Here is a 13,376-nt window from a genome sequence, read left to right as displayed (position 1 = left end):
TGATTAAAGCTTAGCAATCCATTCTTTAATCGTACGTGCTTGCTCAGCCGCATTACCGATATAGGTCGCTGGAGTCATCTCACGTAGACGTGCTTTATCGCTATCTGAAACAGCTGCCAGCTCGTCACTTTCAACGAATGTCAACATCGCTTCGCGAGTCATGGCATTACCACGAGTTAAGGCTTTAAGCTTCTCATAAGGGTTCTCAACACGGTAGCGACGCATGACCGTTTGAATCGGCTCAGCCAATACTTCTTGTGCTTGGTCAAGGTCGTCATTCAAGCGCTGTGCGTTCAATTCAAGTTTACCAACGCCTTTTAAACAAGCATCAAATGCAATCATGCTTTGTGCCAGACCAACACCGATATTACGTAGTACGGTTGAGTCTGATAAATCACGCTGCATACGTGAGATTGGAAGCTTCTCACCCAAATGTGCCAACATCGCATTGGCAACGCCCAAGTTACCTTCTGAGTTTTCAAAATCAATCGGATTGACTTTATGAGGCATCGTTGATGAACCAACCTCACCATCTTTTAGACGCTGCTTGAAATAGCCTAAGCTAATATACTGCCAAATATCACGGTTAAAATCGATCAAGATGGTATTGAATCGTCTTACCACATCAAATAATTCAGCGATGTAATCATGCGGCTCAATTTGCGTGGTATAAGGGTTAAAGGTCAGCTCTAAACGCTCATTAATGAATTGCTCAGCATGGGTCTGCCAATCAACATCAGGGTAGGCTGAGAAGTGAGCGTTGTAGTTACCAACAGCACCATTGATTTTACCCAGTAGTTCAACTTGACCGATTTGCTTGATTTGACGGGCTAGGCGATAAGCCACGTTTGCCATCTCTTTACCAAGCGTGGTTGGACTGGCAGTTTGACCATGCGTACGTGACAACATCGGTTGGTCAGCATGAGTAATCGCCAAGTCAATGATGCTATCGGTTACTTGCTGCATTTTGGCAACCACAATCTCGCGGCTGTCTTTTAACATCAACGCATATGACAAGTTATTGATATCTTCACTGGTACAGGCAAAGTGAATAAATTCTAGTGAGTCAACTAAAGCATCCTGACCACGGAATTTGTCTTTAATAAAGTACTCGACCGCTTTTACATCGTGATTGGTTGTCGCTTCGATATCTTTAATCGCTTGCGCATCCGCTTCGCTAAAGTCGTCAACAATGCTGTTTAAAAAGGCATTGGTATCTGCATCAAATGCTGCTAATTCACCAATTGCACTATTATCTGCCAAAGATTGTAACCAACGGATCTCAACGGTGACGCGAGCTTTAATTAGACCAAACTCAGACAAGTAAGGGCGTAAGCTGTCAGCTTTAGATGCGTAACGGCCATCAATTGGGGATAGTGCGGTAAGTAGAGTCATAGTCATGCCTCGATAGTTATGGAGATTAAAAATTATGAGAAACTTCAAAAGTCTAAATTAGAAATATCGTCATAAAAAAGCGGGGTTGAAATAATTGAGCGTAATATAGCAGAAATACGGGTTTAAAAAACCCGCCTATTCATATAACTTCATATTTAAGGTGTATTGGCTGTATTAGATTGTGTCGTGCCATACTTAGTATTAAAGTAAAAACTACGTTCCGTTCTTGGATCTAAAATTAAACTTACCGTTTTGACAGTACCGTTATCACCGATAGCTACACTGTCTGTGGCATAGTCGCTTGCTTGATAACTTGGGTTAGCTAGTTTTGACGTCACCATAGCCTTGTTGTCACCTTTTTTCTGTAGAACGTCTCGCATTACAAAATTGTTAATATCAATATTGGCACGATTGGTCGCAGTGATCTTGTAAGCGATGCATTGTCCAGGTCTAACATTTGTGCCAGAGCCAGTTTCAGAGCTAGAAAGAGGGTCTTTGCTATAAGTTAGAGTAGTAATATCAGTAGTTTTACAGTCGTTAGCAGCTTGCTCTTTTTCCAGCACTAAAGCTGCATTTTGAGCAATAACTCTACCAAAATCATTATTTGTATAGTTATATTTTGCATTCTCTAAAGTAATGGTTTTTTTATTATTCGTTGTGCGAATAGGGTAAGTAGTGTCGCTTCTTTCTTCTAAAAGACAGACATTACCTTGACCATTTAAGTTAGTAATAGGTATTTTAATTTGATATTTGCCAATAGCACTGCCGGACGTTTCTACAGTTTGTGTGGCATAAGTTATGGTTGGGTTATCGCAGTTGTTGACTATTTTGACAGTACTGCCACCAATACCAGATTCAGAAGCATTATTAAATTCACCGTTAAAATAATCAGGTTTATTGCTGTAAACACCGCTTGCTATGTTTGCATTGCTAGCATCTGCCTCTACACTAGTAATACCACCGTTATCATTGAATACAATACCAGAAAAAATATAGTAATAAGGTTCGCTCTCTACTCCAAAGCTAATCCACTCATTATAAGTTTCACCAACTACATCGGCCTCGATAGCACTATTGCCTTTCATGATACCTTCGTAAGTTAAAGTTACCGACTCTGCATTCCTAACTGCGATTACATAATTGCTTTTTGAGTTTTCAATACCATAGCTCACGTAGCTACTATTGTTAGGAATGATAGTGTTGGTATTTAGAGCAGCGTATGTGTTTTGGTTATTGGGGTTGGTAGAGGTTTCTTTTAGAATATTGGTAAAGGTAGGCGTAGGGGGCAAGGTACCTCTTTTTTGACCAGATGCAAAAGATACTTGTCCATTAGCATTGGTAGTAGGCGTAAAAGAGCTACTATTGCCAGTACCATTTAAAGCTGTGAGACTATAGTAATATAGATCATTATTGCCACCGCTTGAGCTATCAACACGCAATTGTGGCCGACTTAGCGTATTATTAGAACTAAAGCTATTTCCTGCCAGTTTTTTACCCATAAAGTAATCACCCATGGCACCAAAAAAGTAGCCAACATCGGGGTTTTCTCTAACCGTCGCTTGTACAGGCAGATTGATCTGAGTGTTTCTAGTAAAACTTAGTGTTTGGCGGGCAATTTCAGAGTTACCACCTGTGGTATAGCTGGTTTGACCAATTTTTATGGTATGTAAAGATGTGATGTCATCAGGCGTAATAGTTATCGTATAGGTAAACTTATCTTTGTCAGTAGTAGTATTTGCATCACTCTTAATCTCAACACCATTACCTCCAACTGTAACACTAGAGCCGTTATAACCGTTTGACGGTCCTGCGGTAACCTTAAACTTACCAGTAGCATTTGCTGCTGTTCTGTAAGTACCTGAAGCAATACTGCCTGCGATTGTATTTGTGTCGCGAGTAAATGTTCCAAAACCTGTAGGGTTAGCTTGTGCAATTAAAGGTGTAGTAGTAATAACGACGAAAGCAAGGACATGTTTTTTCCATATTGAATAAGGTTTTACAATATTAGAAACAGAAATGAAACGGCCAGTCATGAAATATCCTACAAGCATATCTAAAAAATATTAGTTGATAACGAACGTTGATAAGTAATTATTAGTCTTAAAAACCACAAGGCGCATCAATGGATGCAATCACGCCGCCGCCTAAGCATACCTCGTCAATATAAAATACTGCTGATTGACCTGGAGTGACTGCACGTTGTGGTTCGTCAAATACGACTCGGACTTCACTGCCGTCTGTATTGGTTGCAAATACATAGCAGGCTTGATCTGGTTGACGATAGCGTGATTTTGCCATGCAACGTAAGCCTTCAGCGCCAAATATATCCGTAGGGGGCAGACCATCAATCCAGTCGAGCTTATAAGCTTGCAGCTCATTACTCATGAGCATCGGATGTTCATGTCCTTGACCGACGATTAGACGGTTTTTGTCCAAGTCTTTAGCTAGTACAAACCATGGCTCTTCTGGACGGTCTTTAACACCGCCAATACCGATACCGCCACGCTGACCTAAGGTGTAATACATCAACCCATCATGAGTACCAATCACTATATTGTCGTCAGTGATAATGTCGCCTTTTTGGGCAGGCAAGTACTGCTGTAAAAAGTCTTTAAAACGACGCTCACCAATAAAGCAAATACCCGTAGAGTCTTTCTTTTTAGCGGTAGCTAGATCATGTTCTTCAGCGATTTGACGTACGACTGGCTTTTCAAGCTCACCAACTGGGAACAAGGTCTTGGCAATTTTGTCGCCGCCAACCGCATGTAAAAAGTAGCTTTGGTCTTTATTGTTATCGAGTCCACGCAGTAGCTGCGCAACTAGCATGCCATCGGCATTGGTATAATTGACACTGCGACGCGTATAGTGACCAGTAGCAATATAATCAGCGCCAAGAGTCAAGGCATAGTCTAAAAATGCCTTAAATTTAATCTCTTTATTGCACAAGATGTCAGGATTGGGCGTGCGTCCAGCTTTATATTCCGCTAAGAAGTGCTCAAAAACCCGATCCCAGTATTCCATGGCAAAGTTGGCCGTGTGCAGCTTCATACCAATTTTGTCACATACGGCTTGCGCGTCTGCTAAATCGTCCATTGCGGTACAGTATTCGGTGCCGTCATCTTCTTCCCAATTTTTCATAAATAGACCTTCCACCTTAAAGCCTGCTTGCTGGAGCAAAACGGCAGACACGGAAGAATCGACCCCACCTGACATGCCAACAATTACATGTTTGCTGTTAGGATTGTCGATATCAGCGAGCGTCAAAGGGCGCTGGGCGCTGAAAGAATCAGAAACTGGTATGCTTGATATATTTGGCATGACTGACATAGAACGGCTCAACTTTTTATACCTTGTCCAAAGTTTGAAGTACTACTGAAATGAAGACAACACTTAAGGTCAATAGGCTTAGTAAGTTGACAGGGTCATCTCATCTTTTGGACTTATCTCTTGGACTAGGTAATATGATAAAATAAGCGTCATATTATACCAGCTAATTGAAACTGGTGGCGAGCTATGGCATCTTAGAGCCGACAAAACCGCTTTGAAAATTCAGATAGTAGTTTTGAATTATTTTAATCATCTTTAATTTGGAATAATAATGATAAAAATTGGTCAAGGTATTGACGTGCATGCTTTTCATAATAATGGTCAGCAGCAGCAATATGTTATATTAGCAGGCGTGCCTATCGAGCATAGCCATAGTCTCCTAGCCCACTCTGATGGTGATGTAGTACTGCACGCGCTCGCGGATGCACTGCTTGGCGCATTAGCGCTTGGCGATATTGGCCAGCATTTCCCTGATACTGACGCGGCACATGCGGGTATGGACTCGCGAGTATTGCTACGCTATGTCTATAGCAAGGTACAAGAGGCAGGCTACATGCTGGGTAACGCTGACATTACCGTGATGTGTGAACGTCCAAAACTTGCACCACATAGCCAAGCGATGCGCGAAAACATTGCTAGTGATTTGCAAACAGCAGTCAATAATGTCAGCATCAAAGCCACCACAACTGAAAAATTAGGCTTTACCGGTCGGCAAGAGGGTATCATGGCCAATGCCGTGGTATTATTAGTCCTTAATGTCGTCGATCCTAAATAACGATTGTTGAACCAATATATAGATTTTGCTTGTAATACAGTGGCAATCGCCCCATGTATCAACCATATCTTCATATAACTATTTTGTAATATAAATAATCATTTTCAATGAACCGCTTTATCAATAGGAGCTTTTATGAGTGAGCAAACCCCAAATACCGCTGCAAACGATGTTGAACAACTGATTCGTGATCAAATTAAAGATAATAAAGTTATCTTATATATGAAAGGTACGCCGCAATTCCCGCAGTGTGGTTTTTCAGCACGCTCTATCGAAGTGTTGACCCAAATCGGTCGTCCATTTGCGTTTGTAAATATTTTAGAAAATCCAGAAATCCGTGCTACTTTACCGAAAATCGCCAATTGGCCAACTTTCCCGCAATTATGGATTGATGGTGAGTTGATGGGCGGGTCAGATATCATTTTAGAGATGTATCAATCAGGCGAGCTTAAGCCGTTGGTTGAAGCAAACAGCCCTGCTGCTTAATGTTTGAGCGCTTGTATTGGACTGTATTAATGTCTAAATAAACGCCCCACAATATTGAAGCCAAGCAAACCCGAGTAGCCTTTCCTAATAAATTGGAATGGTTACTCGGGTTTTTTATTGTCTTGGTAATTGGTTGTTTTTATAGGTTTTAGCCCCATATAGTGTTCAAGATAAATCCAGTTTAAATAATAAGAGATACTTATGAATAATCAATTAAATAATAGTGAATTAACCGAACAGCAAGCCATTGACCAAAAAAACGATCAGCAAAATGAGCAACAAGAAGCGCTCGAGCAAGCTGCTATCGAGAAGCGCCGTGAACACCTAAAAAATGAATCTACGCGTATTATTGATATTGCGGGCAATGAGCCGAATTCAGCACTCAAATGTATCCATCAGCTTAGTGTGGCAGGTGGTGCGACTGAGAGTACATATGTCGCTATCGAACAACGTGTCATTGCGGATCAAGATACGGCGGGTGCTTATCACCTAGCATTGATGGCGCAAAATACACCAGATTTGCCGATTGATGCGCGTCAGCTAATTGAGTTGGTCGTCAATAAAGGCGATAACGATCAGCGCTTGGCATTACTCAAAAACTTACCACTGCCACCAGTTGAACTGATTAAAGATCAAATTTTAGCCAGTGATGACGGTGATGCGATCGGGCAGATGAATGCCTACTTGCAGATTAATCCAGAGGGTTATGGTAGTCAGCATATGCTAGGTAGCGGTCACGCAGATCGTATTGTGCCGCTGAGTCCTGGTAATAATTTAAGCTAAACCAAAATGATAATGATAATAACAATGACAATTAAACCTTAATTAGATGGCTCTTATGGCCTAACTTTTACTGCCACAGGTTAATTTTAATAGTTTTTACCGTAACGTTTTTTAAGCAGCGAAAAATTGTTATAATTGCCAGTTATCTATTTAGTTTCTTTTGCTTTTAAAGGTTTCTAACAACTTATCTTATCCGTTCTTAAAATACGATTGACGCCCCTTTATCACGCGACAAGTTATATTCAGTAATTGGTAACTTGTCGCTATAAACATCGTCATTCAAGCGAGGCATGCATGCAATATCCAAAACATTACGACGTGGTAGTCATCGGTGGCGGTCACGCCGGTACCGAAGCTGCTCTGGCAGCCGCACGTATGGGCGCGCAGACCTTGCTGTTGACGCATAATATTGAGACGCTCGGTCAGATGAGCTGTAATCCGGCGATTGGCGGTATCGGCAAATCACATTTAGTACGTGAGATTGATGCGTTGGGTGGTGCTATGGCATTGGCAACCGACAAGGCAGGTATCCAGTTTCGCGTATTGAATAGTCGCAAAGGTGCGGCAGTACGTGCCACCCGTGCGCAAGCGGATCGTATTTTGTACAAAGCCGCCATTCGTGAGACGCTTGAAAATCAGCCCAACCTTGATTTATTCCAACAAGGTGCTGATGATATTTTGGTAGAAAATGGTCGCGCGACGGCGGTTGTCACCTCCACTGGCATTATCTTTAAGACCGAAACTGTGGTTTTGACTTCAGGAACATTCTTGGGCGGTGTCATTCACATCGGTCTTGAGAACTCAAAAGGCGGACGCGCAGGAGATCAACCTTCCATTAAATTGGCAGACCGTTTGCGTGAGCTAAAGCTGCCAGTTGGACGTCTAAAGACAGGCACGCCCGCGCGTATCGATGCGCGTAGCGTTGACTTTAGTGTGATGACAGTACAGCCGGGTGATACACCGTTGCCAGTAATGAGCTATATGGGTGATGTATCCATGCACCCTGAGCAGGTCAATTGTTATATCACGCATACTAATGCGCGTACTCATGACATTATCCGTGAGAATTTAGATCGCTCACCGATGTTCTCTGGAAAAATCGAAGGCGTGGGTCCACGTTATTGCCCATCGATTGAAGATAAAATTCACCGCTTTGCTGATAAAGATAGTCATCAAATCTTTATTGAGCCAGAGGGTCTGACCACGCATGAGCTGTATCCAAATGGTATCTCAACCAGCTTACCATTTGATGTGCAATTAGACTTTATTCATAGTATGAAAGGACTCGAAAACGCGCACATTACCCGTCCCGGTTATGCGATTGAATATGATTATTTTGATCCACAAAACCTCAGGCCAACGCTTGAGACCAAATCTATTGATCGCCTGTACTTTGCGGGTCAAATCAACGGTACGACTGGCTATGAAGAAGCGGGCGTGCAGGGTCTGCTAGCAGGGACGAATGCGGCGTTAGTGACCACTAATAATAGTGAGTTTGAAACTTGGACACCGCGCCGTGATGAAGCTTATCTTGGCGTGCTTGTCGATGATCTGATCACTCATGGCACTACTGAGCCGTATCGTATGTTTACTAGCCGTGCAGAGTATCGCTTATTACTACGTGAAGATAATGCGGATCAACGCTTGACTGAGACGGGTCGTAAACTTGGCTTGGTTGATGACGTGCGTTGGCAAGCTTATGAACAAAAAATGGAATCTATCGCTACTGAGTCTGCTCGTCTAAAAGATATGTGGGCAACCCCTGCGAATGCTCTAGGACAAAAAGTCACTGAGCAAACAGGCGAAATACTTAGCAAAGAAGCGACCGCTTTTGATTTGCTGAAACGTCCGCAAATCCACTTTGCCGATATCGCTGCGATTACTGATTCGCAAGTTGATGCACAGGTAGGTGAGCAGATTGAAATTTCTGTCAAGTACGCCGGCTACATCGATCGTCAGCAAGAAGATATTGATCAAATGAAGCGCTTAGAGAATACGGCACTGCCAATCGATTTTGACTATAGTATAGTGTCAGGGCTATCAAATGAGATTGTGCAAAAGCTAACGCAAGTACGTCCTGCCACGCTTGCCCAAGCTGGGCGCGTGAGTGGTGTGACTCCTGCGGCTATTCAATTATTAGCCATGACAGTCAAAAAGCACAAAAAAGTCGCAGCAGCTTTGAATTTGTCGTAAAACATCACTAAAAAAAGAACACTGAGTAAAGAATCTTAAAAAGAGCTCATAACGTTGTTTCGTTATGGGTTCTTTTTATGGTCAAGCGCCTAACAATGCTCTTAACAATTTAAAAACAGCATAATACTGCTCTATTCTGTTTTGAGAACAAATAATAGGTAGAATAGGATTGTTAAAGATAATGGCGTTAGTCGATTACAGACAAGGAATGCTTTTATGCCTTATGATAAATTATCAGACTTACCGGATGCGGTAAAAGACAACTTACCTAAACATGCACAAGAAATCTTTCGTGCGGCGTTCAATAGTGCGAGTAAACAGTATGATGAGGAGTCACGTTGGTTTGCTACCGCATGGGCAGCCGTTGAGAATGTCTACGAAAAAAATTCTGACGGTAAATGGGTAAAAAAACCAGATCATAAATAGATATGAAGTACACTGTAATGTCTCATTCTATAATGCTGTACTCTATGACATTTTAATCTTCCATTATTTAATCCGACCTATAACAAGTATATGCTCATGGCTTTGACAACATAGCTTTGAGCATATTGCTGATCCGAGCTTATCTATGATCGAAGCCATTGTTTTTGCGATTACTATTGTACTGCCCAACCTTGCTTTAATGGGATTGGGCTTTTTTATGCAAAGACGCGGCGAGGCGAGTCAGACCTTTATCGATCAGTCCTCAAACTTCGTATTTAATTACTGTTTGCCATCTTTGCTTTTCTTTAGTGTGGTCGATAGTGATGTTGATTATGGCAAACAAATCACGCTGATAGTTGCTGGTATTTTAGTGACCTTTATCTTATTTATCGGTGCAGAAATTTATGCCAAGCGTTTTGTCAGTCGTCCAGCGGATCAAGGGGTATTTGTACAAGGTATATTTCGCAGCAATATGGCTATTATTGGACTGGCGACAGTTGCTAACGCCTATGGAGAGCGGGGCTTAAGTATCGGTGCGGTATATATGGGTGTGGTGACGATATTATTTAATATCTTAGCCGTTATTACCCTCAGCCGTGTGTCAAAGAGTGTAGACGATACGTGGGCTAGTCGCAGTACCATGATCATCAAAAAACTATTTACCAATCCATTAATCATCGCCTTACTAGCCGCCTTTGCTTACAAGGCTCTTATGTTGCCGCCACTCACTGGTGTCATTCATACGACTGGCGACTTACTAGCAGCTGTAGCACTGCCATTAGCACTGATTTGCGCTGGTGCTAGTATTGACTTAAAGTCGATGCTGCATCCTTCAGGATTATCCATGCAAGCCAGTATTGGCCGCATTGTTATTGCGCCAATAATCGCTATCGCAGTAGGATTGGGCTTTGGGCTGACGGGTGTACATATGGGCGTGTTGTTTTTGATGGCCGCATCACCGACCGCAGCTGCTAGCTATGTAATGGCAAAGGCCATGGGTGGCAATGACGTGCTAGCAGCCAATATTTTGGCGTTTACCACGGTAGTAGGAATGTTTGGGATGGCGATTGGCGCGGCGATGTTACGTGCTTTAGGGTGGATGTAGTAACCATATATAATGGCAATCTAGAGAAGCTACCTCAAATCGCATTTTTTAATTTACCTAAAAAAACTGACAAGATTTTTATTTTGAATGTTTTTTAATAAAATAGTATTTACTGGGTGATGTTTCAACTTAGCATTAAAGTGTTATCGTTACGCCTATTGCCTTGCCTGATAGATAAAGGCATGATGATATGTATCTAAGTATTGAATAGATGGAAGTAACAATAACTTTATAATAAATACGATTATAAACTCACAAATTTAATAAACAAGGAGTGCTCATAGTGCAGTTATTAAACAAAGCGGTAGTGACCGAACATCTTAATATGCAAGCAGCCATTGATGCCATTGAAGAATTATTACATCAGCAAGCGGCGCATCCTAATTGGATTAAAGCGCCTGAACGTCTAGTCATTGAAACCTTTAGTGAAGATAAGAAGCATAGCTCAGGCTCGCATTTATCAATGCCAGCAACTATTTATGATGGTGAAAAAGAGTACACTGCCGTAAAGCTCGTCACTATTTGCCCTGATAATCCTAGTCGTGATATGCCAACGACCACTGCTATTATCACCGTATCAAACAATGATACCGGTGAGATATTAGCGATTATGGATGGCATTTATATTACGCAGGTGCGGACGGCAGCTTTATCAGGTATCGCTACTAAGTATATGGCAAAGTCTGATTGCCAAAGTGTCGCTGTTATCGGTTGTGGTGGTATGGCCTATGAGCAGTTAAACGCCGTATTAACAGTACGCCCTGAAATTAAAACAGTGTATTTATGGAATAGAAATCATAAAGGTGCAGAGCAATTTAAAACGAGTTTTGCCCGTGATTATACTCAGTGGGACGTTGAAATTAAGGTTTGCGCAGAGTTAAGTGATGCGGTCCGTGATGCAGATATTATTAACGTAGCAACGCGTGCTACTGAAGGTTTATTTAGTATTGATCAAATTAAAACTGATGCACATATCAATGCGGTAGGCGCTTATCAACCGACTATGAAAGAAATAGGCAACGACGTTGTTGCAAGCAGTAGCATGGTCGTCGTTGACGACTTGGCTGGTAGCCGTCACGAAGCGGGCGATTTAATCCAAGCGCATGATAACTCTGATTGTGCATGGACATGGGGTGATCTCAGCGGTGACTTGCAAGCGTTAGTAACGGGGTCGCTAAAAGAAGAGGCCACTAAATCTGATAAGGGAGTCACTTTGTTTAAGTCTGTAGGTGCGGCAAGTTTTGATGCGGCAGTTGCTCTATATGTTGCAAAACAAGCTGAACAAAAGAATCTTGGATCGTCAGTTGATTGGTAAGGCTATTTAAAAACGCTTTGTACTTTGTTATTTATTATAATTATTAGAACCGTAAAAAAGCCACCTTTTCAAATAAGAGAAGGTAGCTTTTTTAACATTAATTTAAAGTACATTAATTTAGGTTATCTCTATCGCGCTTATCTTTTAGCTGCCGTTTCCGTTTTGCAGTAGTATGATACGTCAGATAACCACCCAGTACCATCACTGCGATAAATGCGACAATGTATAAAAATATTGATGAACCGATAAAAGTAGATGATTCCATGACCGCAATCTCATTAGAGTTCATCATTAATTATGCAAGCGTCTTATCTTGTTGTAAAGTAAACAAATTTAGCTCAGGTGTAAGTTCAAGTGAACGTAAACGCGCTGCTTGGTCATAAACGTTTGCCGTTACAATCAGCTCATCCGGCTCACATTTCGCAAGGAACTCAGCAAGCTTCGGTTTAACGGTCTCAACAGAGCCAATGAACGATATCGATAGCGCACTGTCTACCATCATCTTTTCTGCTGGACTCCAGATGCTATCCATATCATGAGTCGGTTTTGGCATTTGACCCGTTTCACCGCGGCGCAAGCGCACAAAACTCTGCTGCGCTGAGGTAAAGTGATAATGTGCGGTCGCATCGTCATCAGCAAGTAGTAAATTCGCTGCTACCATGACATAAGGCTTATCTAAATTGGCCGAAGGCTGGAATTGTTCACGATACGTCGTAATAGCCTGATTGAGCATTTGCGGTGCAAAATGAGAAGCAAACACATAAGGTAGTCCTAGATGCGCAGCTAGGGTAGCACCAAATAACGATGAGCCTAAAATCCAAATAGGAACGTTTGATTTGGCCCCAGGGAATGCCTGTACAGGACTATTATCTGTGCCATCACCCAAGAAGTACATTAGTTCTTGTACATCTTGCGGAAAGCGCTCAGCATCTTTCATTTGCCGACGTAGAGCCTGAAAAGTCGCACCATCAGTACCAGGGGCGCGGCCCAAACCTAAATCAATACGGTCGCCATACAGCGCCTGAAGTGTTCCGAATTGCTCAGCAATGACAATTGGGGCATGATTAGGGAGCATAACACCGCCTGCACCAATACGTATGCGCTTGGTTTGACTACCAATATGCGATAGTAGCACCGAGGTCGCTGCACTAGCGATACCGGGCATATTGTGGTGCTCAGCCATCCAATAACGGTTGAAGCCGGCTTCTTCTGCTTGTTGTGCGGTCTCAACGGTCTGGGCGATACCTTCAGCGATGGATTTGCCTTCAGGAACTGGAGCTAAGTCTAAAAAGGATAAAGGAATTGTGTTACTCATAAATCACCTATTTTTTTATGGTGCCGCATCTCAACGACATTATTATATTTGTATTGGGTCTGTTGAACATTCAAATATTAAGACTGCTGATAGCTAAAATCGTACCAAACTAGGCGTAAACCCAAACCGACGATAATGTCTAGACCTTAGTTAGCTAGGTTTACAACACCGTTTGAGGCAGTTTTAGCCACTGCCAGTTCCACATTTGAATGTTCAACAGGCCCTAAATTATAGTTATAGAAGGTACTAGTTTGAC

The 13,376-nt window shown here is 42.1% G+C and carries 12 protein-coding genes; 7 read left to right on the top strand and 5 right to left on the bottom strand.

The window, feature by feature from the left end; genetic code table 11:
* Nucleotides 1-3 precede the first annotated feature (3 nt).
* The 3 genes from purB to mnmA form a co-directional block, all read right to left on the bottom strand.
* Nucleotides 4-1,395 carry an adenylosuccinate lyase gene (gene purB / locus ACTQ9S_RS08150; RefSeq protein ID WP_440454663.1) on the bottom strand — a complete coding sequence of 464 codons (1,392 nt, stop codon included), beginning with the start codon at nt 1,393-1,395 and terminating at the stop codon, nt 4-6.
* A gap of 155 nt (nt 1,396-1,550) precedes the next feature.
* Nucleotides 1,551-3,428: a hypothetical protein gene (locus tag ACTQ9S_RS08145; RefSeq protein ID WP_440454662.1), complete on the bottom strand. Its 1,878-nt coding sequence runs from the start codon at nt 3,426-3,428 to the stop codon at nt 1,551-1,553.
* Between the two features lie 67 nt (nt 3,429-3,495).
* Nucleotides 3,496-4,608: a tRNA 2-thiouridine(34) synthase MnmA gene (gene mnmA / locus ACTQ9S_RS08140; protein ID WP_440454740.1), complete on the bottom strand. Its 1,113-nt coding sequence runs from the start codon at nt 4,606-4,608 to the stop codon at nt 3,496-3,498.
* A gap of 385 nt (nt 4,609-4,993) precedes the next feature.
* Here mnmA and ispF point away from each other — a divergent pair, with 385 nt between their 5' ends.
* From ispF to ACTQ9S_RS08105, 7 genes are all read left to right on the top strand, one after another.
* A complete protein-coding gene (ispF, locus tag ACTQ9S_RS08135) occupies nt 4,994-5,497 on the top strand; it encodes a 2-C-methyl-D-erythritol 2,4-cyclodiphosphate synthase (protein WP_440454661.1) in 504 nt (167 codons plus the stop codon).
* Nucleotides 5,498-5,632: 135 nt separating this feature from the next.
* Nucleotides 5,633-5,983, top strand: a complete 351-nt coding sequence (grxD, locus tag ACTQ9S_RS08130; protein WP_068035543.1) for a Grx4 family monothiol glutaredoxin — start codon at nt 5,633-5,635, stop codon at nt 5,981-5,983.
* 201 nt (nt 5,984-6,184) lie between these two features.
* Nucleotides 6,185-6,766 (top strand): hypothetical protein, encoded by a 582-nt coding sequence (locus ACTQ9S_RS08125; RefSeq protein WP_440454660.1) that lies wholly within the window; start codon nt 6,185-6,187, stop codon nt 6,764-6,766.
* Between the two features lie 294 nt (nt 6,767-7,060).
* Nucleotides 7,061-8,959 (top strand): tRNA uridine-5-carboxymethylaminomethyl(34) synthesis enzyme MnmG, encoded by a 1,899-nt coding sequence (gene mnmG / locus ACTQ9S_RS08120; RefSeq protein ID WP_440454659.1) that lies wholly within the window; start codon nt 7,061-7,063, stop codon nt 8,957-8,959.
* 216 nt (nt 8,960-9,175) lie between these two features.
* Nucleotides 9,176-9,385: a ChaB family protein gene (locus tag ACTQ9S_RS08115; RefSeq protein WP_068035549.1), complete on the top strand. Its 210-nt coding sequence runs from the start codon at nt 9,176-9,178 to the stop codon at nt 9,383-9,385.
* 145 nt (nt 9,386-9,530) lie between these two features.
* Nucleotides 9,531-10,490 (top strand): AEC family transporter, encoded by a 960-nt coding sequence (locus tag ACTQ9S_RS08110; protein WP_440454658.1) that lies wholly within the window; start codon nt 9,531-9,533, stop codon nt 10,488-10,490.
* Nucleotides 10,491-10,773: 283 nt separating this feature from the next.
* On the top strand, nt 10,774-11,805 hold the full coding sequence (locus ACTQ9S_RS08105; protein ID WP_440454657.1) for an ornithine cyclodeaminase family protein: 1,032 nt from the start codon (nt 10,774-10,776) through the stop codon (nt 11,803-11,805).
* 112 nt (nt 11,806-11,917) lie between these two features.
* Here ACTQ9S_RS08105 and ACTQ9S_RS08100 read toward each other — a convergent pair whose 3' ends face one another.
* Together ACTQ9S_RS08100 and ACTQ9S_RS08095 are read right to left on the bottom strand one after the other, a co-directional pair.
* Entirely contained in the window at nt 11,918-12,097 is a 180-nt protein-coding gene (locus ACTQ9S_RS08100) for a hypothetical protein (protein ID WP_068035554.1), read from the bottom strand.
* A gap of 3 nt (nt 12,098-12,100) precedes the next feature.
* Entirely contained in the window at nt 12,101-13,120 is a 1,020-nt protein-coding gene (locus tag ACTQ9S_RS08095) for an LLM class flavin-dependent oxidoreductase (RefSeq protein WP_440454656.1), read from the bottom strand.
* Between the last annotated feature and the right edge of the window lie 256 nt (nt 13,121-13,376).

The organism is Psychrobacter sp. ASPA161_9 (assembly GCF_051970275.1).
GTDB lineage: Bacteria > Pseudomonadota > Gammaproteobacteria > Pseudomonadales > Moraxellaceae > Psychrobacter.
Note: the sequence above shows the minus strand (reverse complement) of the source record. Positions and strands in the feature narration are given on the sequence as shown.

Coding starts and splice junctions, on each gene's coding strand:
- purB (WP_440454663.1), bottom strand. CDS start 1,395: ATGACTCTACTTACCGCACTATCCCCAATTGATGGCCGTTACGCATCT.
- ACTQ9S_RS08145 (WP_440454662.1), bottom strand. CDS start 3,428: ATGACTGGCCGTTTCATTTCTGTTTCTAATATTGTAAAACCTTATTCA.
- mnmA (WP_440454740.1), bottom strand. CDS start 4,608: ATGTCAGGTGGGGTCGATTCTTCCGTGTCTGCCGTTTTGCTCCAGCAA.
- ispF (WP_440454661.1), top strand. CDS start 4,994: ATGATAAAAATTGGTCAAGGTATTGACGTGCATGCTTTTCATAATAAT.
- grxD (WP_068035543.1), top strand. CDS start 5,633: ATGAGTGAGCAAACCCCAAATACCGCTGCAAACGATGTTGAACAACTG.
- ACTQ9S_RS08125 (WP_440454660.1), top strand. CDS start 6,185: ATGAATAATCAATTAAATAATAGTGAATTAACCGAACAGCAAGCCATT.
- mnmG (WP_440454659.1), top strand. CDS start 7,061: ATGCAATATCCAAAACATTACGACGTGGTAGTCATCGGTGGCGGTCAC.
- ACTQ9S_RS08115 (WP_068035549.1), top strand. CDS start 9,176: ATGCCTTATGATAAATTATCAGACTTACCGGATGCGGTAAAAGACAAC.
- ACTQ9S_RS08110 (WP_440454658.1), top strand. CDS start 9,531: ATGATCGAAGCCATTGTTTTTGCGATTACTATTGTACTGCCCAACCTT.
- ACTQ9S_RS08100 (WP_068035554.1), bottom strand. CDS start 12,097: ATGATGAACTCTAATGAGATTGCGGTCATGGAATCATCTACTTTTATC.
- ACTQ9S_RS08095 (WP_440454656.1), bottom strand. CDS start 13,120: ATGAGTAACACAATTCCTTTATCCTTTTTAGACTTAGCTCCAGTTCCT.